Here is a 25,995-nt window from a genome sequence, read left to right on the forward strand (position 1 = left end):
GCAGACATAGGATGATAGGGCGAATAGAATGGGGATGTGCCACTCGCCACCACACGCCGGACCGGGCTGGTCGACCAGGTCATCGGGCAACTCAGGGAAGCGATCAAGCAGGGCGAATGGCCCGTGGGACACCGGATCCCGACCGAGGCCGAGCTGGGAGAACGGCTCGGCGTCGGCCGGAACACGGTGCGCGAAGCCGTCCGCGCGCTCGCGCACAGCGGGCTGCTGGACGTGCGCCAGGGTGACGGCACCTACGTGCGGGCGACCAGCGAGGTTTCCGGCGCGATCCGCAGGCTTTGCGGCCCCGAGCTACGCGAGGTGCTCCAGGTCCGGCGAGGCCTGGAAGTGGAGGCCGCCCGGCTCGCGGCGACCTCCCGGACCGAAGCCGAGCTCGCCCGGCTCACCGAGCTGCTCGCGCGGCGGGACGAGGCGCAGCGAGCGGACAAGCTGGCGGAATTCATCCGCGCCGACACCGAGTTCCACCTCACGGTCGTCCAATGTGGACACAACGCGCTGCTGGCGGAACTCTATCGCGGCATCACCGAGGCGGTGACCGCGAGCGTCGCCGCCACTTCGCCGGACCACCTGACGGAAAAGCGGCGGATCGAGCACCGCGGGCTACTCGAAGCCATCGCCGACGGCGACCCGGACCGGGCGGCGGCCGAGGCGGGCGGGTTCCTGGATCAGCTCCTGATCGACACGGCCGCCCACCGGCCCGTCACGGAAGGGTGAGGATCTCGGCGCCCGTGTCGGTCACCAGGATGGTGTGCTCGAACTGCGCCGTCCACTTCTTGTCCTTGGTGGTGACCGTCCAGTCGTCGTCCCAGACGTCGTACTCGATCGTACCGAGGGTGATCATCGGCTCGATGGTGAACGTCATCCCCGGCTGGATCACCGTGGTCACCGACGGTTCCTCGTAGTGCAGCACCGTCGGCGCGGTATGGAAGGCGGGGCCCACGCCGTGCCCGGTGAAGTCGCGGACCACGCCGTAGCCGAACCGCTTGGCGTAGGACTCGATGACCCGCCCGATCACGTTCAGCCGGCGCCCCGGCCGCACCGCCTTGATCGCGCGCGCGGTCGCCTCGCGCGTGCGCTCGACGAGCAGGCGGGCCTCCTCCGGCACGTCGCCGGCGAGGAACGTGGCGTTGGTGTCGCCGTGCACGCCGCCGATGTAGGCGGTGACGTCGATGTTGCAGATGTCGCCGTCCTCGATCACCGTCGAGTCCGGGATACCGTGGCAGATCACCTCGTTCAGCGAGGTGCAGCACGACTTCGGGAAGTACCGGTAGCCGAGCGTGGACGGGTAGGCGTAGTGGTCGAGCAGGAACTCGTGCACCACCTTGTCCACGTCGTCGGTGGTGTTGCCGGGCTTGACCGCCTTGCCACCCTCTTCCAGCGCCTGCGCCGCGATCCGGCCCGCCACGCGCATCGCCTCGATGACCTCCGGCGTGCGCACCCCGTTGCCGTTGTCGCGCGCGGGCGCCGGCTTGTCCACGTACTCGGGACGCGGAATGCTGGCGGGGACGGGACGGCGGGGCGACTGGACGCCCGGCTTCAACGGGTCACGCTGGGACATACTCCCACCCTACGACGTGCCAGACGCGACGACCGGAAGACCGGCCAGTTGCGCGGAGCCCAGCAGGCGATGGTCGTAGGCGACAAGAACGACAAGAACGACAAGAACGACAAGGACGCCGAGAACGCCGAGGACGCCGCGAAACCGCTGTGCGGAACTCAGGTGAATCGCATCGAGGGAGCGCACAGCAGATCCTCGTTCATGGAAATCAAGCTCAGGACTGCGAGAACGGCGCGGGCTCATCGCTCGGCGTCATCGCCTGCCGTACGCGCCGCACGAATCACTTGGTCAGAACAATGTCAGAACAATACCGTGGCGTAGCGGCCGACCTGGCGGAAGCCGATCCGGCGGTAGGCGACCAGCGCGGGGCCGTTGAACGAGTTGACGTACAGGCTCGCCGTCCGCCCCATCCCGGTGACCAGCCGGGTGACCACCGCGGCGGTGCCCGCCGTGCCCAGCCCGTGGCCGCGCCGCTCCGGATGCACCCACACACCCTGGATCTGGCCGACGCTGCGGGACAGCGCGCCGACCTCGGCCTTGAACACGACCTCGCCGCCCTCGAACCGGGCGAAGGCACGCCCGCTCGCGATCAACTCGGCCACCCGCGCCCGGTAGCTCGTGCCGCCGTCGCCGGCCCGGGGATCGACCCCGACCTCTTCGATGAACATGGCGATCGCGGCGGGCAGGTACCGGTCCAGTTCGTCGGGCCGCACCGGCCGCACCAGCGGGTCCCCAGGCGCCTCGGGCGGACCGCCCAGGGCCATCAGGGGCTGGTCCTCACGAACCTCCCTGGCCGGTCCCCACTCGCCTGCCAGTTCGTCCCACAGACCCAGGACCTGCTCGGCCGGGCCCACCAGGGAAGAACAGATCCGCTGCCGGCGCAGTGCGCGGTCGGCGAAAGACCTTATCGCGGAAGCGTTTCCCCGCAACGGAATCAGATTGGGTCCGGAGAAGCAGAGGCCGGGCAGACGCCCGGACCTCGAACCCCGGAAGTCGGCCGCCCACAACTCCCCGCCCAGCCGCCACGGGTCGAGGCCCGCCACCTCGACCCGGGCGCTGACCATGCAGTTCGCCACCGGGTCGGCCGCCAATACGGCACGCACCGCCGGAAAGTCCCGGTCCCCGAGCAGCCGTGCACCGGCAAGCCGCAACACAGTATCCAGATTGCCAGATGACCCCCGGCAACGCGAAACCGCGGTCCCACGCTGTGCCTCAGAAACCGGTGGTGTCGAGTACGACACCGTAGGGCGTGCCGATCTTGACCTGTTCCCCGAACGGAACCCGGGATCATGCGGCTGTAGACACCCTTGACCGGTTTGGCTGAACACGACACCGCCGGGCCTTCGTCGTCGAACGCGTCGATCAGCAGGTACCGCGGGACGGGCCCGTGGGCGTAGGCCCACCGCTTCTTCCTCCGATCGTGCTCGGCATTGCCGGGTGAGGTGATCTCGACGGCCGGCAGCACGTACTCGGCGGGAACGGGGTCCGGGCCGTGGGGGATCCTCGCGGCCGGTGCGACACACATGTCCGGGACGTAGCTGCCTCCGGTCCGCCGGAAACCCACTCGCTGGGTCTGGAAGACCTCGACAACCGTCAGGAACAGCCGGCAATAGTGCGCGATGCATCCGTGCGGCGATCAGGTTGTGCGTTTCCCCCCGATGGCGGCGTCTTCTCGACGGTCAGCTCCGGCCGCCAGCCTTCGGGCACCTTCATGTCCGGCCAGGTGTCCAGCAGGTACTCCCCGGTCAACCCGGAATCCACGAAGACGGCGCTCATAAGAGTCCCCGTCCCTTGCCGTCCACCATCGTGCTCTCCAGGAGAGCGGCGAAGACGCACCGACCGCGCCTTCCGGGACAGCAGGCTAACCCACCGTGACGACGGGCTCACCGCGGTCTCCCGCGTCCCCCGTTTCCTCCGCGATCCGCATGGCCTCTTCGATCAGTGTCTCCACGATCTGGTGCTCGGGCACGGTCTTGATCACCTTGCCCTTGACGAAGATCTGTCCCTTGCCGTTACCGGAAGCCACCCCGAGGTCCGCCTCACGCGCCTCGCCCGGCCCGTTCACCACGCAGCCCATCACGGCGACCCGTAACGGCACCTCCATGCCCTCCAGACCCGCGGTCACCTCGTCCGCCAGCTTGTACACGTCCACCTGGGCGCGCCCGCACGAGGGACAGGACACGATCTCCAGCTTGCGCGGCCGCAGGTTCAGCGACTGGAGGATCTGGGTGCCGACCTTGACCTCCTCGACCGGAGGCGCGGACAGCGAGACGCGGATGGTGTCCCCGATCCCCTGCCGCAGCAGGGCGCCGAACGCGACCGCCGACTTGACCGTGCCCTGGAAGGCCGGGCCAGCCTCGGTCACGCCGAGGTGCAGCGGGTAGTCGCACTGCCCGGCCAGGATCTCGTACGCCCGGACCATGACCACCGGGTCGTTGTGCTTGACCGAGATCTTGATGTCGTGGAAGTCGTGTTCGGCGAACAGGCTCGCCTCCCACAGCGCCGACTCCGCCAGCGCCTCCGGCGTGGCCTTGCCGTGCTTTTTCAGCAGCCGCGGGTCCAGCGAACCCGCGTTCACACCGATCCGGATCGGCGTGCCGTGATCCTTGGCGGCCTGCGCGATCTCGCGCACCTTGTCGTCGAACTTCTTGATGTTCCCCGGATTCACGCGCACCGCGGCGCAGCCCGCCTCGATCGCGGCGAACACGTACTTCGGCTGGAAGTGGATGTCGGCGATCACCGGGATCTTCGACTTCTTCGCGATGGCGGGCAGCGCCTCCGCGTCGTCGGCGGACGGGCAGGCCACGCGCACGATGTCGCAGCCCGCCGCGGTCAACTCGGCGATCTGCTGCAGGGTGGCGTTGACGTCGGCGGTCAGGGTGGTGGTCATCGACTGGACCGAGATGGGGTGCTCGCTGCCGACGCCGACGGAACCGACCATCAGCTGACGGGTCGGGCGGCGCTCGGCGAGCACCGGAGGCGGCAAGGCTGGCATACCAAGCGCAACGCTCATCGAATCCTCTCAGCTGATGCGGTTTGACGCCTCAAGGTCACCTTCGGGCTTCACCGCCAGCCTACCTACTGCAGGCGAACCGGGTTCACGATGTCGGCTGTGACGGTGAGCAAGGTTACAGCGCCCCCGATGAACACCAACACCATAGTGATCGCGGAGAGCTTGGTGTAGTCGACCGGCCCGCCCGCGGTCTTGCCGCGCAGCTTGCGGACCCAGTCGCGCACCCGTTCGTACCAGGTGACCGCGATATGGCCGCCGTCGAGCGGCAGCAGCGGCAGCAGGTTGAACACACCGACGAAGAAGTTCAAGCTTGCCAGCAGGATCAGGAACAGCTGCCAGAGCCCGTTCTCGACGGCCTCGCCGCCGATCCGGCTCGCACCGATCACGCTGACCGGGGTGTTCGGGTCCCGTTCGCCGCCGAAGATCGCGTGCACGACGGCGGGGATCCGCTGCGGGAACTCGAGCAGCCGTTGCCAGGCCCCGACGAACATGTCGGCGGTGTAGCCCGCCGCCCCGCCGAACGCGGTGACCGGGTTGTAGGTGAACGTCTTGGTCGGCGCGACGCCGATGGCCCCGACCTGCTGGGTGCCTTCGCCGGAGTTGTTCGGGCGGATCACCCTCGGCACGTCGATGGTCAGCGCGAGCGTCCGGCCGTCGCGCTCCACCTGCACCACCGTGGGGCCGGAAGCCGCCTGCACCGCGGCGACCACGTCGCTCCAGCTCGCTGTCGGCTTGCCTCCGACCGAGACCACCTTGTCGCCGGCCTGCAGACCCGCCTGCCTGGCGGGCGCGGCGTCCCCGGCGCGGCAGACCGGGTTGTTGACCTCCTGCACGGTCGTGCCGTCGCGCACGCAGTCCGAGATCGAGGACAGGACCGGGGTGCCGTTCAGGTTCGGCAGGCCCATGGTCGCGGCCATCGCGTACAGCACGACGAACCCGAGGACGAAGTGCGTGACCGAGCCGGCGGCGAGCACCACGGTCCGCTTCCAGGTCTTGAACCGCCACATCGCGCGTGGCGCCTCGTCCGGAGTCACCTCGTCGAGGGCGGTCATCCCGGCGATGTCGCAGAAGCCACCGAGCGGAATCCACTTGAGGCCGTACTCGGTCTCGCCGCGCCGGAACGAGAAGATGTTCGGCCCGAACCCGATGAAGTAACGCCGGACCTTCATGCCGAAAGCCTTGGCGGTGAGCATGTGCCCCGCCTCGTGCAGCGCGACGGACACGCAGATGCCCAGCGCGAACAGCGCGACCCCGAAAATGTAGGCGAGCACGCGCTACTTCCCTCCAGTTCTGGCGATTTCGGCGGCGCGGGCGCGCGCCCACTCCTCCGCGGCGAATACATCTTGCAGGTCACGCGGCTCGCGATGCCAGCCGAGCGCCGCCTGAACCACCCGTTCGACGGTGTCCACGATGGACGTGAAACCGATGTTCCCGCCGAGGAAGGCCGCCACCAGTTCCTCGTTGGCGGCGTTGAACACGGCGGGCAGGCAGCCGCCGACCGTGCCGGCGTGCCGGGCCAGCTCGACCGCGGGGAAGGCGGTGTTGTCCAGCGGCTCGAAGGTCCAGGCCGCGGCCTGGTCCCAACGGCAGGGGCGCGCCGCGCCGGGCACCCGGTCCGGCCAGTGCAGCGCCAGCGCGATGGGCAGCCGCATGTCCGGCGGACTGGCCTGGGCCAGCGTGGAACCGTCGGTGAAAGTCACCATCGAGTGGACGATCGACTGCGGGTGCACCACCACGTCGATCGCGTCACAGGGCACGTCGAACAGCAGTTTCGCCTCGATCAGCTCCAGGCCCTTGTTCACCAGGGTGGCCGAGTTGATGGTGACCAGCGGGCCCATGGACCAGGTGGGATGGGCCAGCGCGTCCTCGACCGTGACGTCGGCCATCTCCGCTTTCGTGCGGCCACGGAACGGCCCGCCCGAGGCGGTGAGCACCAGCCGGCCGACCTCCTCCTTGCGGCCGCCTCGAAGCACCTGTGCCAGCGCGGAGTGCTCGGAGTCGACCGGCACGAGCTGTCCCGGCTTGGCCGCCTTGAGCACCAGCGGGCCGCCCGCGATGAGGGACTCCTTGTTGGCCAGGGCGAGGGTCGCGCCGGTTTCCAGCGCCTTGAGTGTCGGCGCGAGTCCCTGCGAGCCGGGCATGCCGTTGAGCACCACATCCACCGGCACCGCGCCGATCAGCTCGGTGACCGCGTCCGCCCCGGCGAAGATCCGCGGCAGCCGGAATTCGCCGCGCGCGTACCCACGCCGCTGCGCCTCGGCGTACAGGGCGAGCTGCAGGTCCTCGACCGCGGTCGGCTTGATCACCGCGATCGCGTCGACCTCGTGCGCGATCGCCTGTGCGGCCAGCGCACCCGGATCGGAACCGCCCGCGGCGATGCCCGCGACGCGGAACAACGGCTTGTTGCGGACCGCCACGTCGAGGGCCTGCGTGCCGATGGAACCTGTGGAACCGAGCACGAGCACGGTACGGGGTGAGTTCATCACGGCTATTGTCTCGTGGGACCATCGGGACGGACGTGATGGGTGTCTTCTAGGAGTGAATGTGGCTGGCAAGGCGGTTCAGAAGCGGCAGCAGAGCGGTGTCAGGACCGTGGACCCGCGTGACGAGCCGTCGGCCGAGTGGGGCTGGCACGGCTCCTTCCCGAAGGCGACACGGATCGCCGGGTGGATCAGCGCGATCGTGATGTTCGCGATGATCTACAACAACCACGAGAACAACACCGAGAACGTGTGGCTCATCGGCGGCGGTCTCGCGATCGTCATCCTGCTGCTGATCGACCTGCGCCGCCAGCGCACCGCCTGGCGCCGCTGAGGCTCTCAGCCTTCCGCGGCCAGCTGGCCGCAGGCCGCGGCGATCTCCTGGCCGCGGGTGTCGCGAACCGTGCACGCCACTCCCCCGGCGTTGACCCGGCGCACGAACTCCCGCTCCACCGGCTTCGGGCTGGCGTCCCACTGGCTGCCCGGCGTCGGGTTCAGCGGGATCACGTTGACGTGCACGAGTTGGCCGAGGTGCCGGCGAAGGCGCTTCGCCAGCAGATCCGCCCGCCACGGCTGGTCGTTGACGTCCCGGATCAGCGCGTACTCGATCGACACCCGCCGGCCACTCACCTCGGCGTAGTACTGTGCGGCCGCCAGCACGTCGTCGACCGGCCAGCGGTTGTTCACCGGGACCAGGGTGTCCCGTAGCTCGTCGTCCGGCGTGTGCAGCGACACCGCCAGCCGGACCTGCATCCTTTCGTCGGCCAGCTTGCGGATCGCGGGCGCGAGCCCCACGGTCGACACCGTCACCGACCGCTGCGAAATGCCCAGGCCGTCCGGCGCCGGATCGGTGATGCGCCGGACCGCCGCGACCACCCGCTGGTAGTTGGCCAGCGGCTCGCCCATGCCCATGAAGACGATGTTCGACAGCCGCCCGGCGCTCGGCCCGCCGTCGGCGCCGGGCATCAGCCCGTCCCGCATCACGGCCGCGGCCGAGCGGACCTGGTCGACGATCTCGGCGGTGGACAGGTTGCGCTCCAGCCCGCCCTGGCCGGTGGCACAGAACGGACAAGCCATCCCGCATCCGGCCTGGCTGGAGATGCACAGCGTGGCGCGGTCGGGGTAACGCATGAGCACGCTCTCCAGCAACGTGCCGTCGTGCGCGCGCCACAACGTCTTGCGGGTGCTGCCGTCGTCACAGGCCAGCGCGCGGACCGCGGTCAGCAGCGGCGGCATGAGCTCGGCCACGAGCCGCTCCCTGGCGGCCGCCGGGATGTCGGTCATCGCCGCGGGGTCGACGGTCAGCCGAGAGAAGTAGTGGTTCGACAGCTGCTTGGCGCGAAACGGCTTCTCACCGAGTTCGGCCACGGCGGCCGCGCGTTCGGCGGCGGTCAGGTCGGCGAGGTGACGCGGCGGCAGCCCGCGTTTGGGCGCGTCGAAGACGAGGGGAAGAGCGGTCATAACCGGTCAAGTGTCCCACAGGGGAGCCACGGAGAGCCGCGACGGGCTTGCTTGCCATTCGATCGTTCCCGATATATCGTGAACATGTCGGAATACAACGCGAGCAGTCAAGAGGCGGCTCGCAACGAACTCGAGAGGCATGAACATGAGGCAGCGAAACTTCCGGGGACCTTTTCCCGGACCTGAAGCGCGCGCAGCGGCATTCGGCCCGTGGGCACGTGGTGGATTCGGCGAGTTCCCGCCCGGCTGGGGGCCTGGTCATGGCGGGCCCTGGGGCGGGCCACGAGGTCGCGGTGGGCCGCGCGGTCGCGGCAGGCGCGGCAGGCGTGGTGACGTCCGCGCGGCGATCCTCGCACTGCTGGCCGAGCAGCCGAGGCATGGCTACGAGATCATCAGCGAAATCGCCGAGCGCAGCGGCGGGTTCTGGCGCCCCAGCCCGGGCTCCGTCTACCCGACCCTGCAGTTGCTGGCCGACGAAGGCCTGGTGAGCAGCCGGGACGAGGGCGGCAAGAAGCTGTTCGAACTGACCGAAACCGGTCGCGCCGCCGCCGAATCCCAGGACGGCGCGCCGCCCTGGGAGCAGATCGCACTCGACGTCGACCCCGCCGAAGTGAACCTGCGCAAGGCGGGCGCGACACTGGCCGCCGCCGCGATCCAGGTGTCGCAGGCGGGCACGCCGAGCCAGAAGACGCGCGCCGTCGAGGTGCTCGACGAAGCTCGCCGCTCGCTCTACGGAATCCTCGGCGAGATCGACACCGACGAAGGTGAAGAGGACGACAATTAGTTACGAGGGAGACCTGGAGTAAGTCAGGCGGCACGACCGGCGGCCGGCCCATGTGTGGGATTCCGCGGCACTTTCGGTCGGCTTGGTATCCATCGGCTTGGTATCCATCGGCACAGCGCTACCGCTGACCGGAGAGCATGATGCCGGCGGGCTTTTCGCGGACATGAACCCGATAGCCCACCGGCAGCGTGTACCCACCGTCCGAATTTCCGTTGCGGCGCAAAACTTCCTCGATGGCGCGGGCCGCCACAACGGGGCTGAACTCGATCTTCAGCACTGCCTCGCAGGCCGCGCGGTCGCGAAACCACCACCGGGTCTCGACGCGACGGCAGCGGAAACCCTGGCCGGCGAAGAAGCTCTCGACCGCCGGTGGGTCGTAGTGCGGCAGATCCGCCCGCATCCAGTCGCCGTAAGGTCCAGACGTCACGTCGAGATCGACGATCGCCAGCGCCCCGCCCCGCCGCAGCACGCGATCCGCTTCGCGCAGGCCGGGTTCGCAACCAGGGCCGAAAAAGTACGCCGTCCGCGCATGCACCACGTCCGCACAGCTGTCGGGCAACGGGAGCCGTTGGGCCGAACCATGGCGAACCTCGGTCGAAGGCAATTCCCTGACTCGCCGCCGAGCCCGCCGCACGAGCGGCTCATGGGGTTCCACACCTATCACCGACTTCGCGGACTCGGCGAACCGCGCCAGGTGGAAACCATCACCGCAGCCGACGTCCACCACGTCCCGCCCGGACCAGTCGCATTCTTCGGCCAGTACCCGCCAGATCTCGCCGCCGATATCCTGCGCGCGGTTCTCGAGCTCGTAGACGTCCGGGTGATACCAGATGTTCGGGCTCGGTACGACGCCGCGACGGGCAGGCTTCCACACGACGCAAGGATATTTGGCGCGGTGAACCCCTCCGGTTGGCCGTAAGATGTATGGCCTTCCCCAGGGAGTGAGCATGTTAGGCAGCGTCCCCGCAACCCGATCCCTACTTCCTTCCGGCCTGCCATGCTGGGTCGAACTCGCGACGGCAGACGAGAACGCCGCGCAGGCGTTCTACGGCGGCCTGTTCGGCTGGACCTACCGGGCCATCCGCCATCCTGCCACCAGAAACGGCCGTTACCTGCTGGCCTCACTGGACGATGCGGACGTCGGTGGTCTCTACCTGGCCGAACCGGGGCAGCGGAGCGCCTGGACGATCAACGTCGCGGTGCGCAACACCATCAATGCCGCGGAATGGGTGGAACACCTCGGCGGCGAAGTAACCCGCGCGCCGGTCAGCATCCCCCATCACGGCAGCATCCTGCGCGCCAGCGACCCGGGCGGCACACCCGTGGTGTTCTGGCAACCGCCGGAAACCTGGGACTTCGCCTCCGGTGAGCCCAACACCTTCTCCGGCGCCGATCTCAACACACGCGACGGCACGGCTGCCGACCACTTTTTCTGCCGCCTGTTCAACTACACCGCCGTCCAGATCGGCGACCACCACGGTATCGACTACATGGAATGGCGGCTGGGCAACCAGCCCGTGCTGTACCGGTACGTGATGGGGCCGGAGTATCCCCCGGACACCCCGCCCCACTGGATGGTCTACTTCCAGGTCCATCCGGACCGCGGGACCGACGCGGCCACGGAGCACGCGCTGCTCCTCGGCGGCAGCGTCGTCGTCAACCCCTACGACACGCCCTGGGGACGCATCGCGATCCTCGCCGACCCCGCGGGCGCCACATTTTCGATCATCGACCACTCGGTGACGCTCGACGACTGGGGTCGCGCCGAAGTCGACGACCCCTATGACGATTAGCCGACAAACGCCGTCAGCAGCACCCAGGAGACGACGGCCGACGGCAGGAGGGAGTCCAGGCGGTCCATCAGACCGCCGTGGCCGGGCAGCACCGTGCCCATGTCCTTGATACCGAGGTCCCGCTTCATCAGCGACTCGACCAGATCGCCGAGGGTGGCGGTGAGCACGATGGCTGCCCCGAAGATCGCGCCCTGCCAGGCGTGACCGTGGAGCATCAGCGAGACCGTCAGCGAGCCCGCCACGACGCCCGTGATCATCGATCCGGTGAAGCCCTCCCAGGTCTTCTTCGGACTGATCGACGGTGCCATCGGATGCTTGCCCCTCAGCACCCCCGCGACATACCCGCCGGTGTCCGAGGCCACCACGCCGATAAGGAAGGTGAGCACCCGCCCCACCCCGTCGGGCGGCAGCACGAGCATCGCGGCGAAGGAGGCGAACAACGGAAGGTACGCGGCGGCGAAGATCGACGCCGTGGCATCGCGCAGATAGCCCTTCGGACCGCCGGGCAGCCGCCACAACAGGCACATGAGCACCGTGACAGCGAACGCGACCAGGGCGCCGTCACGGCCGAACGGCCAGGTCAGCCAGATCATGGCCTGGCCCCCGACCAGCACCGGGACCAGCGCGATCCTGATCCCCGCCGCCCGGCGCGACGCCTGCGCGAGCTCGATCGTGCCGACCGCGATCGCGGCGCCGATGACGCCGATGAACACGTACCGCACGGTGAGCAGCGAGACAAGGACCGCCGCCCCCAGCACCAGCCCGACGCCGATCGCGGCGGGCAGGTTGCGGCCGGCCCGCGATGCCTTCTTGGCCGGTTCCGACGGCTGCGCGCCGTCCTGGCCGGGCTCCACCCCGTTCGCCTGGTCAGGACCCCGCACCGCGTGCTCGTCCGGCGGGGGAACCGGTCCCGGCGAGCCGTTGCCCTCGACGGGCACGGTCGGCCGTTCGCCGTGACCAGCGGAGTCACGGTTGTCGGCCGGACTGTCCGGGGACGGCGTCACGACCTTGCCCCGCTCTTCGCCCACCTGGACCATCAGACCTCGAGAAGCTCGGCTTCCTTGTGTTTGACGAGCTCGTCGACCTGGCCCACGTAATTGTCGGTGAGGTGCTGCAACTCCTTCTCCGCGCGCGCGACCTCGTCCTCGCCGGCCTCGCCGTCCTTGGCGATGCGGTCCAGCTCTTCCTTGGCCTTACGGCGGATACCGCGGATGTGCACCTTCGCGTCCTCGCCCTTGCTCTTGGCCATCTTGACCATCTCGCGCCGCCGCTCCTCGGTGAGCTGCGGGATCACGATCCGGATGATCGTGCCGTCGTTGCTCGGGTTCACCCCGAGGTCGGAGTCGCGGATGGCCTTTTCGATCGCGTTGAGCTGGCTCTGGTCATACGGCTTGACGACCGCCATCCGCGCTTCGGGGATGCTGACGCTCGCCACCTGGTTCAGGGGCATGGTCGCGCCGTATGCCTCCACGGTGATCCGGGAGAACATCGCCGGGTTGGCCCGACCGGTCCGCACCGACGAAAGATCCTCCTTGGCGAAGGACACCGTTTTTTCCATCTTCTCCTCGGCATCGAGGAGGGTCTCGTCGATCACGGCTACTCCCGTTGTCTCGTCGTCCTACTGCGATCCCACCACCGGCCGGGGCGTCAGCCCACGGCGGGGGTACTGACCAGTGTGCCGATCCTCTCACCACGGACCGCACGAGCGATGTTCCCCTCGGTGAGCAGGTTGAACACGATGATCGGCATGTTGTTGTCCATGCACAGGCTGAACGCGGTGGCGTCGGCGACCTTGAGCCCCCGTTCGAGGACTTCGCGGTGCGAAATCTCGTCGAACATCTTGGCGCCGGGGTCGTGCTTCGGGTCGGCGGTGAACACGCCGTCGACCGCCTTGGCCATCAGCACGACCTCACAGCCGATCTCCAACGCCCGCTGGGCGGCGGCGGTGTCGGTGGAGAAGTACGGCATGCCGACACCGGCGGCGAAGATGACCGCCCGCCCCTTCTCCAGATGCCGCTCGGCCCGGCGCGGGATGTAGGGTTCGGCGACCTGGCCCATGGTGATCGCGCTCTGCACCCGGGTCGGCACGCCCTCCTTCTCCAGGAAGTCCTGGAGGGCGAGGCAGTTCATCACGGTGCCGAGCATGGCCATGTAGTCCGCGCGGTCGCGGTCCATCCCCCGCTGGGAAAGCTCCGCGCCGCGGAAGTAGTTGCCGCCGCCGATCACCACCGCCATCTGCACGCCGGTGCGGACGACCTCCGCGATCTGCACGGCCACCGAGTGCACCACGTCCGGGTCGACGCCAAGAGAGCCGCCTCCCAGCATCTCGCCACCCAGTTTCAGCAGCACTCGCCGGTAACAACCGGCGCCGGCCCTGTCGTCGTTCATCCCGGCCTGCCTTCTCGCCCCCGTAGCTTCGCGGGCGCGTCCTGCCTCACCAAGCGCGTGTCGAATCTGGCTCGGTCCATCCTTGCTCGTAATCGTGCCCCGTCCCCCGATTGCCACGGGAGACGGGGCACGTTTACCGGTGAGCTCGTGCTGTCGCGATCCCCGCTCGGCGGTCACCTCACGGTTCACGACAGCCTGGCTACTGCTGACCGACCTCGAACCGGGCGAACCGCGTCACGGTCACGCCCGCCGCGTCGAGCAGCTGCTTCACGGTCTTCTTGTTGTCGGTCACCGACGGCTGCTCCAGCAGCACGGTGTCCTTGTAGAAGGCGTTGACCTTGCCTTCAGTGATCTTCGGCAGGGCCTGCTCCGGCTTGCCCTCGGCGCGCGCGGTCTCCTCGGCGATCCGGCGCTCGGCCTCGACCAGGTCGGCGGGCACCTCGTCACGGGTGAGGTACTTCGGCTTGAGCGCCGCGATCTGGAGCGCGGCGCCACGGGCCGCCTCCGCGTTGCCGCCGGTGTACTCGACCAGCACGCCGACCGCGGGCGGCAAGCCGGCGCCACGGCGGTGCAGGTAGGCCTCGACCGTGCCCGCGAAGGCCACCACGCGGCGCAGCACCAGCTTCTCGCCGATCCTGGCCGCCAGCTCCTGCACGGCCTCGCCGACGGTCTTGCCGGACTCGATCTCCGCCGAGGACAACTTCTCCACGTCGTCGGTGCGGACGGTCTTCGCCACCGCCACGATCTTGTCGGCCAGCTGCTGGAACTGCTCGTTCTTGGCGACGAAGTCGGTCTCGGAGTTGAGCTCGACCAGCACGCCGCCGTCACCGGCGACCAGGCCCTCGGCCGTGGCGCGCTCGGCACGCTTGCCGACGTCCTTCGCGCCCTTGATGCGCAGCAACTCGACCGCCTTGTCGAAGTCGCCACCCGCCTCCTCCAGGGCCTTCTTGCAGTCCATCATGCCGGAGCCGGTGAGCTCGCGGAGACGCTTCACGTCAGCCGCGGTGTAGTTCGCCATCGTGCGTTTTCCGTTCCCTTCGGAATTGCCAGTGCCGCGCGGCGACCGGCTGAGACGCCAGCGCGGATTCGAAATCAGGAGGAGGTGGTCTGCTCCGCGGCCTGCTCGCCGCCGGTCAACTGCTCGATCTCCCACTCGGCCAGCGGCTCGTCGGTGGCCACACCCGGCTCGGGCTTGTCCTGCCCCTCCGAGGCGGAGCCGTTGCGGCCCGAGCGGGCGAGCAGGCCGGCCGCGGCGGCTTCGGCGACCACCTTGGTGAGCAGCGCGGCGGAACGGATCGCGTCGTCGTTGCCCGGGATCGGGTAGTCGACCTCGTCCGGGTCGCAGTTGGTGTCCAGCACCGCGACGACCGGGATGTTCAGCTTGCGCGCCTCGCCGACGGCGATGTGCTCCTTCTTGGTGTCGACGATCCACACCGCGCTCGGCACCTTCGCCATGTCGCGGATACCGCCGAGAGTCTTCTCCAGCTTCTCCTTCTCACGGGTGAGCGTGAGCACCTCGCGCTTGGTCAGCCCCTGGAAGCCACCGGTCTGCTCCTGCGACTCGAGTTCCTTCAGCCGCTGCAGGCGCTTGTGCACGGTCTGGAAGTTGGTCAGCATCCCGCCCAGCCAGCGCTGGTTGACGTAGGGCATGCCCACGCGCTGCGCTTCGGTGGCGATCGCTTCCTGGGCCTGCTTCTTGGTGCCGACGAACATGATCGTGCCGCCGTGCGCGACGGTCTCCTTGATGAACTCGAACGCGCGATCGATGTAGGTCAGCGTCTGCTGCAGGTCGATGATGTAGATGCCGTTGCGCTCGGTGAGGATGTAGCGCTTCATCTTCGGGTTCCAGCGCCGGGTCTGATGCCCGAAGTGCACGCCGGAATCGAGCAGCTGCTTCATGGTGACGACGGCCATGGCCGGATCCGCACCTCTATCTGTGTTGAGCGCGCCGGGTCGCCCCGGCCGCATGGTCGGTTTTGTCGCCGTCGGCCAGGTGGCCGGCAGCCCTGGTGCCGTGCCGGGGCCCGGACCCCGCCGATCACGAGCGGGGACCGCCGGGCGCCGTGCGTTCACCGGTCCTGCGGAGCACTCTGGACGTGGAACATGCACGTACACGCGAAGTCAGCCTGTGCTGTGACAGGCCGCGCCGATAGTGTACGCCCAGCCCCCGACGACTTCAGCGCGGGCAAGGCGAATCCGGGCAAGTTGTCCACATGGACCCTGGTTGTCCACAGATTTCCGATCCCCGTCCCATTCCGGTTCCCAAGGCGCCACGCTGGGTATATGACCGCTTTCAAACTGTTCCTGGCGTTCCTTGCCCTGCCCGTGGTGCCAGGGCCGGCCGCGGCGCAGGTCATGGAGCCGAGGTTCTCCTGGCCGCTGTCCCCGGAACCGGCGGTGACCAGGCCGTTCGACGGCCCGGCGACCGACTACGGCGCCGGTCATCGCGGCGTGGATCTGGCGGCCGCGCCCGGTCAGCCGGTGCTCTCGGCCGGGCCCGGAGTCGTCGTTTTCGCCGGGGTCGTGGCCGGGCAGGGTGTGCTGTCCATCGACCACGATGGCGGGCTTCGCACCACGTACGAGCCGGTGACCGTGGCGGTCATGGCGGGGACCCAGGTCTACCGGAGGCAGCCGGTGGGCACCGTGAACCCCGGACATCCGGGCTGCGCGGCCACGGCCTGCCTGCACTGGGGCGTCCTCCGGGACGGGGAGTACCTCAACCCGCTCGGGCTGATCCGGACGGAGTCGGTGATCCGCCTGAAACCGTGGAACGGCCCCTGAGCGCGGTGCCGGAGTTCGCCGAGTGGCGGGTGGCGCTCGCGGTGACGGTTAGCGGCTCGTGCCGCCTGAAGTCCTACACGCCGGCCTGTTCGGTAAGCCGGGCACGCAGGCGCAACACGGCGCGGGTGTGCAGCTGGCTGACCCGCGATTCGGTGACGCCCAGCACCTTGCCGATCTCGGCGAGGGTGAGGCTTTCGAAGTAGTAGAGGCTGACCACGATCCGGTCGCGCTCGGTCAGCTGCGCGATGGCCTCCGCGAGCTGGCGGCGATTGTCCCGGTCGACCAGCACCGCCGCCGGGTCGACCGCTCCGTCGTCCGGAAGGGTGTCGACCAGCGAGCCGCTCTCCTTACCGGCGGCCATCAGGTCCTCCAGCGCCGCGACGCTGGTGAGCTGCAGCTGGCGGTAGAGGTCGCGCAGCTCGTCGACGCCGATGCCGAGCTCGTTGGCCACCTCGCTGTCGGTCGGCGTCCGGCGCAGCCGCGCCCCCAGCCGCTCCATCGCCCGCTCCGCCTCACGTGCGCGGCTGCGCACCACACGGGGCACCCAGTCCTGGGACCTGAGGTCGTCGAGGATGGCACCGCGGATGCGCTGCATCGCATACGTCTCGAACCGCAGCCCGCGGTCGGGATCGAACTTCTCGATCGCGTCGATCAGGCCGAAGATGCCCGACTGCACGAGGTCGCCGACGTCCACGTGGGTGGGCAGCCCGGTGCCCACGCGACCCGCGACGTACTTGACCAGCGGCGCGTAGTGCAGCACCAGCCGCTCCCGCAACCGCTGGTTGGGGTGGTCGCGGAACTCGCACCACAGAGCCTGAATGCCGGCTTCGACATCGTTCCGGACCGTGTCATTCAGTGCTGCGTCGTTCGAAGCCGCGTCATTCCGGGCTGGGTCATTCGAGGCTACGTCGTTCGGCGCTGGATCATCCCGGACCGCATCGCTCGAACCCGCATCATTCCGGACCGCATCGCTCCGGGCTGGGTCACTCCAGGCTACGTCGTTCAACGCTGAATCGTTCCGGACCGCATCGCTCGAACCCGCATCATTCCGGGCTGGGTCGTTCGGGGCTGCGTCGTTCGGCGCTGTGCCGGCGTCCGCGGCCGCCTTGGAGCGACCGCCGCACGCAGGTACGTCGCTATCGCCGTTCGGGTGGCCGTCCGAATGGTGGGCGTCGGTCAGTCGCAGGTCGGCTGTCACGCGGTGGACGCTCTCGGCAGGGGTCTCAGTTCGGTCTCCGGGCTCAGGCGTGATCGGTCGGCTTCGGCAGTCCTTCCGGTGCTCACCCGCGTTCATCGGGCACGGGGGTGAGCCTGGTCATGAATCTCCTTCAGCCGCTCAACTGTCACGTGAGTGTAAAGCTGTGTCGTGGCAAGCGTAGCGTGACCGAGCAGTTCCTGAACGCTGCGAAGGTCCGCGCCTCCCTCTAGAAGGTGGGTAGCGGCCGAGTGTCGCAACCCGTGCGGGCCGACATCCGCCGCCTGGGGGACCGAAGCAACCGCGTCGTGTACGACCCGCCGCGCGGTTCGCGGGTCGAGCCTGCCGCCGCGAACCCCGAGGAACAGGGCCTTCTCATCCGCCCGCCGCACTTCGCTCACGACAGCCGGCCTGCCGGTCTCCAGCCAGCCGCGCAGCGCTCGTTCGGCCGGGAACCCGAACGGGACGACCCGCTCCTTGCCCCCCTTGCCCAGGACCCGGACCACCCGGCGGCCGAACTCGACGTCGCCGATGTCGAGTCCGCACAACTCCGACACTCGCAGCCCGGTGGCATAGAGCAGTTCGAGGACGGCGTGATCACGCAGGCCCTGAGGATCCTGCTGGGCGGCACCGGAACCCGAAGCGGCCAGCACCTCGCCCGCTTCGTCCTGGCTCAGCACGGCCGGGAGAGTGCGATGTGTGCGGGGCGCCATCAGCCGGGCCCCAGGGTCCCCGGTGAGCGCCCCCTGCCTGCGCGCCCAGGCGGTGAACGTTCGTGCGGCGGCCGCCCGCCGGGCCAGTGTTGTGCGGCCCGCCCCGGTGCTGTGCTGGCGGGCCAGCCACGCCCGGAGCAAGGCGACATCCAGCCCTTCGAGTGCACGACTCTCCGCGGATGTTCGCTCCGAATCCGGGCTCACGCAGTCCGCCGGATCGGTGCCGGAATCACCGTCCTTCCTGGTGCCGTCCAGCCGATACAGGAATCCGAGCAAGGAAACCATGTCACCGACGTACGCGCGCACGGTGTGCTCGGACAAGCCGCGTTCCAGCCCGAGGTGCCGCTCGAAGGCGTCGACCAACCGGGCAGCGGACTCCGGTAACGCGGCCCGCAGGCGCCGGAGATCAACCCGATGATCGCGATCGTTCGGTGACATACCCTTCACGCTGGGCTAAACGGAGCCGATGGTCAAGCATCGCCACGCTCCCGAGAGCCCGCGACACCACCTCCATCCTGTTCGGCGGCCGGGCGCCCACCGTCCGGACTGCCGCGCTGGCGGGCCGCCTGCTTCCACCCGCTGTCGCAGCGCTCCGCGAACTCGTCCAACTCAAGCGCCGGCAGCAGCGCACGCACCCGGGACAGCGGCACCCCTGACTCGGCGGCGATCCGCTCGGCGGACTTGCCTTCGCGCCGGTCCAGCGCCTCGTGCACGCGGAGCGCGTCGGGGCCGAGCCGGTCCGTCGGCTTTCGGGGACTGACCTTGCCGGGCAGCGGCTCACCCAGCCTTCCCACGTTCTCGATCACGTCCTCCACGGAGGTGACCAAGGTGGCCGCGGCCGCCTGGATCAGTTCGTGGCAGCCGACGGACATCGCCGAGGTGACCGGGCCCGGTACGGCCATCACGACCTTGCCAAGGACACCGGCCGTGGTCGCGGTGTTCCGGGCACCGCTGCGCCGTCCGGCCTCCACCACCACCGTGCCCTGGCTCAGCGCGGCGATGAGCCGGTTGCGCACCAGAAATCGGTGGCGAGCCGGCGAAGTGCCGGGCGGATACTCACTGACCACGAGCCCCCCTAGCTCGGCGATCTTGGTCAGGAGCGTCACGTGTCCGGCCGGATAGCCCGCGTCCAGGCCGCAGCCGAGCACTGACACCGTCACCCCTGTCGCCGCCAGCGCTCCTCGGTGTGCGGCGCCGTCGATGCCATAGGCCGCGCCGGAGAAGACCGAGAGCTCGCGCCCGGCGAGCCCGTACGCGATTTCGCCCGCGACGTGCTCCCCGTATCCGGTGGCCGCCCTGGACCCCACGATCGCGACCGCCGCCTCGGTGGTCTCGTCGAGCCGTGGTTCTCCCCGGACCCACAGGGCGAGTGGCTGCGCCATGCCTTGCACGCCCCGTCGGCTGGCCTGGTCGAGGCACAGCAGCGGCCAGGCGGGCCATTCGCCGTCCTCGGGGATCACCAGGCGCGCCCCCATTTCCTCCCCCGCCGCCAGATCTTCTTCCGCGCGGTCGATCTCCCGGCGCGCCGCCGTCTCCTCGCGGACCCGCGTGGGACACTCGCCCGCCCGGACGGCCTTCGCCGCGGCCACCGGCCCCAGCTCGTTGACGAACGCGTTGAGCCCGATTGCGGGCGGCTCGGCAACCCGCAGCAGGTATGCCCGCGCGAGCCGCTCCTCGGCCAGGCTGGTCATGCCGCTCTCCTGTCCCGGAATTCGAGCGCGGCGGCCACGTGATCGCCGTCCGGCCGGGCGGCTTCGCTGAGGTCGGCGAGAGTCCAGGCGAGCCGCAGGCAGCGATCGGCGCCTCGTGCCGTCACCAGACCTCTGTCGAGCCCGCGATCGAGCAGTTCCGTCACGTTGGACGGCAGGGCGAACTCGCGCCGCAGTGCCGGGCCGGGCACCTCGGCGTTGGTCCGCCAGCCGTGCGTGGCCCACCGTTCCGCGGCCCGTGCCCTGGCCGCCAGCACCCGTTTCCGGACCACCTCGGTGGATTCGGGCACGTCGCCCTGACGCGTGGTCATCGCCGTTATGGGGCGCATTCGCACCCGGAGGTCCACCCGGTCCAGCAACGGACCGGAAAGCCTGCTCAGATAGCGTCGGCGTGCTGCCGCCGAGCAGCAGCAGTCGACCTCCCGCGGCGGTGCGCAGGGACACGGATTGGTCGCCAAAACCAACTGGAAGCGAGCGGGGTAGCAGACCATCCCCCGGCTCCTGGCGAGCCGGACCTCGCCCTCTTCGAGCGCGGTGCGGAGCGATTCCAGCCGGTCCGCGGCGAACTCGCAGGCCTCGTCCAGCAGGAGCACCCCCCGGTGCGCCCTGCTGATCAGGCCGGGCCCGGGGAGACCGACCCCGCCGCCGATCAACGCCGCCACCGAGACCGAGTGGTGCGGGGCGACGAACGGCGGCACACTGATCAGCGGAGACGTCCGGGACAGCGAGCCGTGCACCGAATGCACGGCGGTGACCTCCAGCGATTCCTCCACGGACAACGGCGGCAGCAGGCCGGGCAACCGTTTGGCCAGCATCGTCTTTCCCACCCCGGGCGGGCCGGTCAGGAGCAGGTGATGCCCGCCCGCCGCCGCCACCTCCAGCGCCCAGCGGGCCTCCGGCTGCCCGAGTACGTCCGCCAGATCCGGGACCCGCGGCGGCTCCACCTCGTCGGGCGGGTCAGGCGAGTTCAGCGCGTTCTCGCCGTGGAGCCACGCCACGACGTCGCGGAGCCTGGCCGCTCCTCGCACCTCCAGTCCGTCCACCAGGGCCCCTTCGAACAGCGAGGGCGCGGGAACGACCGCGCGTTTCATGCCTGCGTTGCGGGCGGCGAGCAACCCGGGCAAAACGCCCCGGACCTCGCGGAGTCTGCCGTCCAGTGCGAGTTCGCCCAGCAGGACGGTGCCCAGCAGGCGAGTCGTGGGCACCCGGCCCGCCGCCGCCAGCACCGCGACCGCGATGGCCAGGTCATAACCCGACCCGAGCTTCGGCAGGTTGGCCGGGGACAGCCCGAGAGTGACCTTCTCGCTCGGCCACTCCTGGTTCGAGTTCCGGACCGCCGAGCGCACCCTGTCCTTCGCCTCGCGAAGCCCGGCGTCGGGGAGGCCGACGAGCTTGACGCCGGGCATCCCGCCGCCGATATCGGCCTCGACCTCGACCAGCCGGCCCTGGATGCCCAGCAGGGCCACCGACCAGGCGCGCGCGATCGGCATCAGAACGCACCTTCGATGTGCCGCAACCGGACTTCCCCGTCTCGGGGTAGCAAGATCGAGATCACGTCGAACCGGATATGGCACCACCCCACCCGGTGCGCGCTCAGCCACTGGCCGGTGAGCCGCCGGATGCGGGCGATCTTTTCGGGCGTGACGGCTTCGGCCGGATCGCCGAATCTCGTCCCGGCGCGGGTTTTGACCTCGCACACGAGGAGTGTCCGGCCATCGGTGGCGACCACATCGAGTTCGCCTTCACGGCATCGCCAGTTCTTGGACAGCACGACGAAGCCGAGCTTCGCCAGATGCCGTGCGGCCAGGTCCTCGCCTTTCCGGCCGAGCCGCAGATGCGGTGCCATCGTCTCGGGCTGGGCATGCCTTGTCAGAGTGCTCATCGTTGCTATCCCCCTGGGAGTCGGATCGTTCGCCTGCCCATGACGCTGCCAGGTGCGGCGGCGGGGACACCAGAACGAATTCGACCACCTGTGGACAACCCGCCCCATGTGGATAAACAGGGTCTTCCGCACGGGTTTTCCGCGGGACTGTCGGCCCTCTGTGTTAGGCAGCGGCGCCGAAGGTAGCCCGGCGGCACGGCTGTGCGACACACGAACCGGGCAAGAACGCGCCAGCTCGTCGGACACGCCGGTTTCGTTCGCTCGATCGTGTTCAGCCCAGACGGAGGAACTTTCGCCACGGGCAGCGAAGACAGGACGATCCGTCCCCCAGCCGAGGGGGTTCAGCTGGAGAACGGGCCGTCTTCGGGAAGCCGGAGGTCTGGCTTTTCGAGCTCCTCGACGTTGACGTCCTTGAAGGTGATCACCCGGACGTTCTTCACGAAGCGCGCTGGGCGGTACATGTCCCAGACCCACGCGTCGGACATCCGCACCTCGAAGTAGACCTCACCGCCAGCGTCGCGGACCTGGACGTCCACCGCGTTGGCCAGGTAGAACCGGCGCTCGGTCTCCACCACGTACGAGAACTGGCTGACGATGTCCCGGTACTCCCGGTACAGCGACAACTCCATCTCGGTCTCGTACTTCTCGAGATCCTCTGCGCTCATGGAATCGGCGCCCCTCCTTGCGAGCTGAACCGGTATCCGGCGACGGAACTCTCATTCTGACTCAAGCCGCCGTCGAGGGCACGCACCGGCGCACCGACCTGGCCGAGCGCGGCCACGCTCAGCATCACCCGGCGGGGTGAGCGCCGCCCGTGGGCGGCGGCCGCCGTCGCCACGTTGGCATAGGACCACCGATGTACCTCACTCGGGCCGTGTTCGGTGAGTGCCGCGCCGTGCTCGGCCGTGCTGTAACCCTTGTGCACGTCGAATCCGTAGATCGGGTGTTCGGCGTGCAGGTCGGTCATGATGCGGTCCCTGGTCACCTTGGCCAGCACCGACGCCGCCGCGACGCAGGCCACCGCACGGTCGCCCTTGACCACCGGAACGCTCGGGGCGGGCAGCCCGGGCACCCGGAACCCGTCGGTCAGGACATAGCCGGGGCAGACCCTCAGCGCCGCCACCGCCCGGCGCATGCCCTCGATGTTGGTGACGTGGATGCCGAGGGCGTCGACCTCGTCCGGCGAGACCACGATGATCGAGTAGTCGAGGGCCCTCGCCAACACCCGCTCGTACACCCGTTCGCGTGCCAGCGGCGTGAGCAGTTTCGAATCGTCGAGTTCGGTCAACCTCGCCGCGTCCCCCGGGCGGAGGACACACGCGGCGACCACGAGCGGGCCCGCGCAGGCGCCACGGCCCGCCTCGTCCACGCCGGCGACCGGGCCCAGGCCGCGCCGGTCCAGGGCCGACTGCAGACCCCAGGACGTCTCCCCCCGGATGACCGCCCGGGGTGGCCGGAGCGCCGAAGAGCTACGCACTCGCCTACCGCTTCCGCTCGACCGCCCCGCGCACCCCGGCACCGAACCGGCGGCCGAGCACCAGGGCCGGCCACGCGGCGATCGCGCCGAAGCCGAGCGGGATGCCTTCCTGCCAGCTCCGCGCGCTCAGCCCGAGTGCGGCCGACTGGGTGGCGGCCTGCGGGTTGGTGTCGCTCACGCCGCCCCACCTGCTGGGCGGCAGCACGATGACCCTCGCCTTACCGATGATGTCCGACACGGGCACCACCCCGCGCAACCCGCCGCCACCCTGGCAGCGCGAGTCGCAGGAGTTGTTGCGGTTGTCACCCATCACCCAGACGTATCCGTCGGGCACCTTGACCGGTTCGAACGGCTCCTGCCTCGGATTGTCCGGGTCTTCCCAGTGGATGTACGGCTCGTTCAGCGGCTTACCGTCCACCAGCACCCGGTTCTGGGCGTCGCAGCACTGCACGGTCTGGCCGCCGACGGCGATGATCCGCTTGACGAAGTCCCGCTCGTCGGGCGGGGCCAGCCCGAACACCGAGCCGACGTTCTGGAAGAACCGGACCACGGCGTTGCTGGACTCCTGTGAGGGCACCTCGTTCTCCACCCACGGCTCCGGGCCCTTGAACACCACCACGTCGCCGGGCGTCGGGCCGGTGAAGTCGTAGACGATCTTGTCCACGAGCACCTTGTCGCCGTAGCAACCCGTGCAGCCGTGCAATGTGGTTTCCATCGATCCCGAAGGGATCGTGTAGACCCGGGCAAAGAACTGCTGGAACACGAATGCCAGCGCCAGCGCCACGACGACCAGGATTGGCAGTTCGACCCAGAAGGAACGTTGTTTCCGGGATTTCCGCCGCCGTTTGTTGCCGCTTCTTCCGGATCTTGTCAGCTTGTCCGGTTCGGAGCGTTCTGGCTCGTCCTCAGCGGCGCTGGAGGGCACGGGTTCGACCACTTGGCCAGGCTACCGGGAACGGGCTCAGGACGCGGTTGGGGCTTCGCGGCGCTCCTTGATCTTCGCCGCCTTGCCGCGCAGTTCACGCAGGTAGTAGAGCTTGGCCCGGCGCACGTCACCACGCTTGAAAACCTCGATCTTGGCGATGTTCGGCGAGTGCACCGGGAAGGTGCGCTCCACGCCGACACCGAAAGAGACCTTCCGCACGGTGAAGGTCTCGCGGATTCCGCCGCCCTGACGACGGATCACCACGCCCTGGAAAACCTGGTTCCGCTCGCGGTTTCCCTCGATGACGCGAACGTGCACCTTCAGCGTGTCACCCGGGCGGAAGTTCGGAATGTCGGAACGCAGCGACTGAGCGTCCAGGGCGTCCAGGGTGTTCATCGGTGGTCCGTCCTCGTCCTTCTATGTCTGGTAACTCCGGGCGCACGCCTGCTTGAGGGCAATCGACCCGGGGGCTCAAAGGCGGCGCGCACATGGCTGCCGCCGCGCGCCAACCGGTCAAGTATGACAGACCCGATCCCGGCCGGGTCACCCGGCCTGCCGGGCCTCGCCGCGAACACGCTCGAGCACGGCGTGATCGCGCTCGTCGAGGCTACCTTCGGGTAGCCGGTCCAGCAGGTCCGGCCGGCGTCGCCAGGTGCGTTCCAGCGCTTGGTCGCGCCGCCAGCGTTCGATGAGCGCGTGGTTGCCCGAGCGCAGCACCTCGGGCACGGCAAGGCCGCGCCAGGCCTCCGGACGGGTGTAGCTGGGGCCCTCCAGCAACCCGTCCGAGAAGGAGTCCTGTTCGGCCGAAACGGGATTGCCCAGCACGCCGGGCAGCAACCGGACGACCGCCTCGACCATGACCAGCACCGCGGCTTCGCCGCCGACCAGCACATAATCGCCGATGGACACCTCGTCGACCGGCATCCGCCGGGCGGCGTCGTCGATCACCCGCTGGTCGATGCCCTCGTAGCGCCCGCAGGCGAACACGAGATGCTCTTCGGCGGCGTAGGTGCGGGCCATTTCCTGGGTGAACGGCCGCCCGGCGGGGGTCGGCACGACGAGCCGGGTCTTCTCGTCGCAGACGCCGTCCAGGGCGTCGCCCCAGACCTGCGGCTTCATCACCATGCCGGGGCCGCCGCCGTACGGGGCGTCGTCCACGGCGCGGTGCACGTCGTGCGTCCAGTCGCGCAGGTCATGCACGTTCACCTGGATGAGCCCGCGCTCGATCGCGCGTCCCAGCAGCGCGGCTCGCAACGGGGCCAGGTACTCGGGAAAGATCGTGACAACGTCGATGAGCACGTCAGCCGTCCAGGAGGCCCTCGGGGGGATCGAGCACGACCCGGCCGCCGGCCACGTCCACGACCGGGACGATCTCGCGCGCGAACGGCACCAGCACGGTCTGGCCTTCGCGGTCGAGCGACAGCAGTTCAGCGCCCGGGGCGTGCACGACCTCCTGGATCGTCCCGACCACGGTGCCGTCGGTGAGCTCGGCCCGCAGGCCTTCCAGCTCGTGGTCGTAGAACTCGTCCGGGTCCTCGGTCGGCGGAAGGTCCGCGGTGTCGGCGAGCAGGAGCGCGCCACGAATCGCCTCGGCGTCCTCGCGGGTCCGGATCTGCTCGAAGGTCACCAGCAGCCGCCCGCTGTGCGGGCGGGCGGCGGCCACGGTGAGCTCGGCGGTGCTGCCGTCCCGGCGCCGCGAAGTCAGCACGGCACCGGAACGGAAACGTTCCTCCGGCGAGTCGGTCCGCACCTCCACGGTCAGCTCACCGCGGATCCCGTGCGCCTTGGCGACGCGGCCGACCACGACCTCCACGGCAG

The 25,995-nt window shown here is 69.3% G+C and carries 30 protein-coding genes and 2 pseudogenes; 6 read left to right on the forward strand and 26 right to left on the reverse strand.

Features of this window, described 5'->3' with window-relative positions; translation table 11 throughout:
* The first annotated feature begins 36 nt into the window (after window positions 1-36).
* Window positions 37-732 (forward strand): FadR/GntR family transcriptional regulator, encoded by a 696-nt coding sequence (locus tag VJT49_RS02170; protein WP_324162564.1) that lies wholly within the window; start codon window positions 37-39, stop codon window positions 730-732.
* On the opposite strand, the gene map is transcribed toward VJT49_RS02170, so the two are convergent.
* The 8 genes and pseudogenes from map to dxr all read right to left on the reverse strand — a co-directional run bounded on the left by map (window position 719) and on the right by dxr (window position 7,072).
* On the reverse strand, window positions 719-1,576 hold the full coding sequence (gene map / locus VJT49_RS02175; RefSeq protein WP_324162567.1) for a type I methionyl aminopeptidase: 858 nt from the start codon (window positions 1,574-1,576) through the stop codon (window positions 719-721). The two genes, VJT49_RS02170 and map, sit on opposite strands and share 14 nt — an antisense overlap.
* 9 nt (window positions 1,577-1,585) lie before the next feature.
* Window positions 1,586-1,762, reverse strand: a complete 177-nt coding sequence (locus tag VJT49_RS02180) for a hypothetical protein (protein WP_324162568.1) — start codon at window positions 1,760-1,762, stop codon at window positions 1,586-1,588.
* A 113-nt stretch (window positions 1,763-1,875) separates the two neighbouring features.
* A complete protein-coding gene (locus tag VJT49_RS02185; protein WP_324162570.1) occupies window positions 1,876-2,730 on the reverse strand; it encodes a GNAT family N-acetyltransferase in 855 nt (284 codons plus the stop codon).
* A gap of 260 nt (window positions 2,731-2,990) precedes the next feature.
* A pseudogene (locus tag VJT49_RS02190) lies at window positions 2,991-3,101 on the reverse strand (Uma2 family endonuclease); the annotation flags it as partial.
* A 68-nt stretch (window positions 3,102-3,169) separates the two neighbouring features.
* On the reverse strand, window positions 3,170-3,352 hold the full coding sequence (locus VJT49_RS02195; protein WP_324162572.1) for a hypothetical protein: 183 nt from the start codon (window positions 3,350-3,352) through the stop codon (window positions 3,170-3,172).
* Between the two features lie 85 nt (window positions 3,353-3,437).
* Window positions 3,438-4,589, reverse strand: a complete 1,152-nt coding sequence (gene ispG, locus VJT49_RS02200) for a flavodoxin-dependent (E)-4-hydroxy-3-methylbut-2-enyl-diphosphate synthase (RefSeq protein ID WP_324162574.1) — start codon at window positions 4,587-4,589, stop codon at window positions 3,438-3,440.
* 65 nt (window positions 4,590-4,654) lie between these two features.
* Window positions 4,655-5,860: a site-2 protease family protein gene (locus VJT49_RS02205; RefSeq protein ID WP_324162575.1), complete on the reverse strand. Its 1,206-nt coding sequence runs from the start codon at window positions 5,858-5,860 to the stop codon at window positions 4,655-4,657.
* Between the two features lie 3 nt (window positions 5,861-5,863).
* On the reverse strand, window positions 5,864-7,072 hold the full coding sequence (gene dxr, locus VJT49_RS02210) for a 1-deoxy-D-xylulose-5-phosphate reductoisomerase (protein WP_324162577.1): 1,209 nt from the start codon (window positions 7,070-7,072) through the stop codon (window positions 5,864-5,866).
* Between the two features lie 61 nt (window positions 7,073-7,133).
* On the opposite strand from dxr, the gene VJT49_RS02215 reads away from it, so the two are divergent.
* Window positions 7,134-7,403: a DUF2631 domain-containing protein gene (locus VJT49_RS02215; RefSeq protein ID WP_324162579.1), complete on the forward strand. Its 270-nt coding sequence runs from the start codon at window positions 7,134-7,136 to the stop codon at window positions 7,401-7,403.
* Between the two features lie 5 nt (window positions 7,404-7,408).
* Here the strand turns inward: VJT49_RS02215 and rlmN are convergent, their stop codons facing one another.
* The gene (rlmN, locus tag VJT49_RS02220; RefSeq protein WP_324162581.1) at window positions 7,409-8,530 is read right to left on the reverse strand and encodes a 23S rRNA (adenine(2503)-C(2))-methyltransferase RlmN; all 1,122 of its coding nucleotides are present in this window, start codon (window positions 8,528-8,530) and stop codon (window positions 7,409-7,411) included.
* Window positions 8,531-8,669: 139 nt separating this feature from the next.
* Here rlmN and VJT49_RS02225 point away from each other — a divergent pair, with 139 nt between their 5' ends.
* Complete coding sequence (locus VJT49_RS02225) at window positions 8,670-9,314, forward strand: PadR family transcriptional regulator (RefSeq protein WP_414635785.1); 645 nt, start codon at window positions 8,670-8,672, stop codon at window positions 9,312-9,314.
* A 118-nt stretch (window positions 9,315-9,432) separates the two neighbouring features.
* Here VJT49_RS02225 and VJT49_RS02230 read toward each other — a convergent pair whose 3' ends face one another.
* The gene (locus tag VJT49_RS02230) at window positions 9,433-10,188 is read right to left on the reverse strand and encodes a class I SAM-dependent methyltransferase (protein WP_324162585.1); all 756 of its coding nucleotides are present in this window, start codon (window positions 10,186-10,188) and stop codon (window positions 9,433-9,435) included.
* Window positions 10,189-10,261: 73 nt separating this feature from the next.
* Here VJT49_RS02230 and VJT49_RS02235 point away from each other — a divergent pair, with 73 nt between their 5' ends.
* Window positions 10,262-11,107, forward strand: coding sequence for a VOC family protein (locus VJT49_RS02235; protein ID WP_324162587.1), 846 nt, complete (start codon window positions 10,262-10,264; stop codon window positions 11,105-11,107).
* Here VJT49_RS02235 and VJT49_RS02240 read toward each other — a convergent pair.
* The 5 genes from VJT49_RS02240 to rpsB form a co-directional block, all read right to left on the reverse strand.
* Complete coding sequence (locus VJT49_RS02240) at window positions 11,104-12,144, reverse strand: phosphatidate cytidylyltransferase (RefSeq protein ID WP_324162589.1); 1,041 nt, start codon at window positions 12,142-12,144, stop codon at window positions 11,104-11,106. The two genes, VJT49_RS02235 and VJT49_RS02240, sit on opposite strands and share 4 nt — an antisense overlap.
* Complete coding sequence (frr, locus tag VJT49_RS02245; RefSeq protein WP_324162591.1) at window positions 12,144-12,701, reverse strand: ribosome recycling factor; 558 nt, start codon at window positions 12,699-12,701, stop codon at window positions 12,144-12,146. The genes VJT49_RS02240 and frr overlap by 1 nt, the downstream gene beginning before the upstream one ends.
* Before the next feature lie 53 nt (window positions 12,702-12,754).
* Complete coding sequence (pyrH, locus tag VJT49_RS02250; protein WP_324162593.1) at window positions 12,755-13,495, reverse strand: UMP kinase; 741 nt, start codon at window positions 13,493-13,495, stop codon at window positions 12,755-12,757.
* A 199-nt stretch (window positions 13,496-13,694) separates the two neighbouring features.
* Window positions 13,695-14,513, reverse strand: coding sequence for a translation elongation factor Ts (gene tsf, locus VJT49_RS02255; protein WP_324162595.1), 819 nt, complete (start codon window positions 14,511-14,513; stop codon window positions 13,695-13,697).
* Window positions 14,514-14,587: 74 nt separating this feature from the next.
* Entirely contained in the window at window positions 14,588-15,409 is an 822-nt protein-coding gene (gene rpsB / locus VJT49_RS02260; protein WP_324162598.1) for a 30S ribosomal protein S2, read from the reverse strand.
* A 369-nt stretch (window positions 15,410-15,778) separates the two neighbouring features.
* On the opposite strand from rpsB, the gene VJT49_RS02265 reads away from it, so the two are divergent.
* Complete coding sequence (locus tag VJT49_RS02265) at window positions 15,779-16,276, forward strand: M23 family metallopeptidase (protein WP_324162600.1); 498 nt, start codon at window positions 15,779-15,781, stop codon at window positions 16,274-16,276.
* Window positions 16,277-16,349: 73 nt separating this feature from the next.
* Here the strand turns inward: VJT49_RS02265 and VJT49_RS02270 are convergent, their stop codons facing one another.
* From VJT49_RS02270 to VJT49_RS02290, 5 genes are all read right to left on the reverse strand, one after another.
* Complete coding sequence (locus tag VJT49_RS02270) at window positions 16,350-17,132, reverse strand: FliA/WhiG family RNA polymerase sigma factor (RefSeq protein ID WP_324162863.1); 783 nt, start codon at window positions 17,130-17,132, stop codon at window positions 16,350-16,352.
* Window positions 17,133-17,566: 434 nt separating this feature from the next.
* Window positions 17,567-18,622 carry a tyrosine recombinase XerC gene (locus tag VJT49_RS02275; RefSeq protein ID WP_324162601.1) on the reverse strand — a complete coding sequence of 352 codons (1,056 nt, stop codon included), beginning with the start codon at window positions 18,620-18,622 and terminating at the stop codon, window positions 17,567-17,569.
* Window positions 18,623-18,654: 32 nt separating this feature from the next.
* On the reverse strand, window positions 18,655-19,875 hold the full coding sequence (gene dprA / locus VJT49_RS02280; protein WP_324162603.1) for a DNA-processing protein DprA: 1,221 nt from the start codon (window positions 19,873-19,875) through the stop codon (window positions 18,655-18,657).
* Complete coding sequence (locus VJT49_RS02285; RefSeq protein WP_324162605.1) at window positions 19,872-21,383, reverse strand: YifB family Mg chelatase-like AAA ATPase; 1,512 nt, start codon at window positions 21,381-21,383, stop codon at window positions 19,872-19,874. The genes dprA and VJT49_RS02285 overlap by 4 nt, the downstream gene beginning before the upstream one ends.
* A complete protein-coding gene (locus VJT49_RS02290) occupies window positions 21,383-21,775 on the reverse strand; it encodes a YraN family protein (protein WP_324162607.1) in 393 nt (130 codons plus the stop codon). The genes VJT49_RS02285 and VJT49_RS02290 overlap by 1 nt, the downstream gene beginning before the upstream one ends.
* Window positions 21,776-21,976: 201 nt before the next feature.
* On the opposite strand from VJT49_RS02290, the pseudogene VJT49_RS35015 reads away from it, so the two are divergent.
* Window positions 21,977-22,087: pseudogene (locus VJT49_RS35015) on the forward strand (hypothetical protein); the annotation flags it as partial.
* Window positions 22,088-22,116: 29 nt separating this feature from the next.
* Here the strand turns inward: VJT49_RS35015 and VJT49_RS02295 are convergent.
* The 6 genes from VJT49_RS02295 to rimM all read right to left on the reverse strand — a co-directional run bounded on the left by VJT49_RS02295 (window position 22,117) and on the right by rimM (window position 25,990).
* Window positions 22,117-22,440: a DUF2469 domain-containing protein gene (locus tag VJT49_RS02295; RefSeq protein WP_324162609.1), complete on the reverse strand. Its 324-nt coding sequence runs from the start codon at window positions 22,438-22,440 to the stop codon at window positions 22,117-22,119.
* Window positions 22,437-23,252 (reverse strand): ribonuclease HII, encoded by an 816-nt coding sequence (locus tag VJT49_RS02300; RefSeq protein WP_324162611.1) that lies wholly within the window; start codon window positions 23,250-23,252, stop codon window positions 22,437-22,439. The genes VJT49_RS02295 and VJT49_RS02300 overlap by 4 nt, the downstream gene beginning before the upstream one ends.
* Window positions 23,253-23,256: 4 nt before the next feature.
* Window positions 23,257-24,189, reverse strand: coding sequence for a signal peptidase I (gene lepB, locus VJT49_RS02305; protein ID WP_324162613.1), 933 nt, complete (start codon window positions 24,187-24,189; stop codon window positions 23,257-23,259).
* Window positions 24,190-24,213: 24 nt separating this feature from the next.
* Window positions 24,214-24,573 (reverse strand): 50S ribosomal protein L19, encoded by a 360-nt coding sequence (gene rplS / locus VJT49_RS02310; protein ID WP_324162615.1) that lies wholly within the window; start codon window positions 24,571-24,573, stop codon window positions 24,214-24,216.
* Between the two features lie 147 nt (window positions 24,574-24,720).
* The gene (trmD, locus tag VJT49_RS02315; RefSeq protein ID WP_324162617.1) at window positions 24,721-25,476 is read right to left on the reverse strand and encodes a tRNA (guanosine(37)-N1)-methyltransferase TrmD; all 756 of its coding nucleotides are present in this window, start codon (window positions 25,474-25,476) and stop codon (window positions 24,721-24,723) included.
* 1 nt (window position 25,477) lies between these two features.
* Window positions 25,478-25,990 (reverse strand): ribosome maturation factor RimM, encoded by a 513-nt coding sequence (gene rimM / locus VJT49_RS02320; protein ID WP_324162619.1) that lies wholly within the window; start codon window positions 25,988-25,990, stop codon window positions 25,478-25,480.
* Window positions 25,991-25,995 lie beyond the last annotated feature (5 nt).

Origin of the sequence: Amycolatopsis sp. (assembly GCF_035276945.1) — a bacterium.
In the GTDB taxonomy this organism is placed as follows: domain Bacteria; phylum Actinomycetota; class Actinomycetes; order Mycobacteriales; family Pseudonocardiaceae; genus Amycolatopsis_E.

What these genes read in the sequence shown, in the direction of transcription:
- map (WP_324162567.1), bottom strand. Translation starts at nt 1,576, where the DNA reads ATGTCCCAGCGTGACCCGTTGAAGCCGGGCGTCCAGTCGCCCCGCCGT.
- tsf (WP_324162595.1), bottom strand. Translation starts at nt 14,513, where the DNA reads ATGGCGAACTACACCGCGGCTGACGTGAAGCGTCTCCGCGAGCTCACC.
- VJT49_RS02285 (WP_324162605.1), bottom strand. Translation starts at nt 21,383, where the DNA reads ATGCCGATCGCGCGCGCCTGGTCGGTGGCCCTGCTGGGCATCCAGGGC.
- ispG (WP_324162574.1), bottom strand. Translation starts at nt 4,589, where the DNA reads ATGAGCGTTGCGCTTGGTATGCCAGCCTTGCCGCCTCCGGTGCTCGCC.
- VJT49_RS02275 (WP_324162601.1), bottom strand. Translation starts at nt 18,622, where the DNA reads ATGTCACCGAACGATCGCGATCATCGGGTTGATCTCCGGCGCCTGCGG.
- VJT49_RS02290 (WP_324162607.1), bottom strand. Translation starts at nt 21,775, where the DNA reads ATGAGCACTCTGACAAGGCATGCCCAGCCCGAGACGATGGCACCGCAT.
- rpsB (WP_324162598.1), bottom strand. Translation starts at nt 15,409, where the DNA reads ATGGCCGTCGTCACCATGAAGCAGCTGCTCGATTCCGGCGTGCACTTC.
- rplS (WP_324162615.1), bottom strand. Translation starts at nt 24,573, where the DNA reads ATGAACACCCTGGACGCCCTGGACGCTCAGTCGCTGCGTTCCGACATT.
- dxr (WP_324162577.1), bottom strand. Translation starts at nt 7,072, where the DNA reads ATGAACTCACCCCGTACCGTGCTCGTGCTCGGTTCCACAGGTTCCATC.
- pyrH (WP_324162593.1), bottom strand. Translation starts at nt 13,495, where the DNA reads ATGAACGACGACAGGGCCGGCGCCGGTTGTTACCGGCGAGTGCTGCTG.
- VJT49_RS02295 (WP_324162609.1), bottom strand. Translation starts at nt 22,440, where the DNA reads ATGAGCGCAGAGGATCTCGAGAAGTACGAGACCGAGATGGAGTTGTCG.
- VJT49_RS02235 (WP_324162587.1), top strand. Translation starts at nt 10,262, where the DNA reads ATGTTAGGCAGCGTCCCCGCAACCCGATCCCTACTTCCTTCCGGCCTG.
- VJT49_RS02225 (WP_414635785.1), top strand. Translation starts at nt 8,670, where the DNA reads ATGAACATGAGGCAGCGAAACTTCCGGGGACCTTTTCCCGGACCTGAA.
- rlmN (WP_324162581.1), bottom strand. Translation starts at nt 8,530, where the DNA reads ATGACCGCTCTTCCCCTCGTCTTCGACGCGCCCAAACGCGGGCTGCCG.
- VJT49_RS02195 (WP_324162572.1), bottom strand. Translation starts at nt 3,352, where the DNA reads ATGAGCGCCGTCTTCGTGGATTCCGGGTTGACCGGGGAGTACCTGCTG.
- dprA (WP_324162603.1), bottom strand. Translation starts at nt 19,875, where the DNA reads ATGACCAGCCTGGCCGAGGAGCGGCTCGCGCGGGCATACCTGCTGCGG.
- VJT49_RS02265 (WP_324162600.1), top strand. Translation starts at nt 15,779, where the DNA reads ATGACCGCTTTCAAACTGTTCCTGGCGTTCCTTGCCCTGCCCGTGGTG.
- VJT49_RS02240 (WP_324162589.1), bottom strand. Translation starts at nt 12,144, where the DNA reads ATGGTCCAGGTGGGCGAAGAGCGGGGCAAGGTCGTGACGCCGTCCCCG.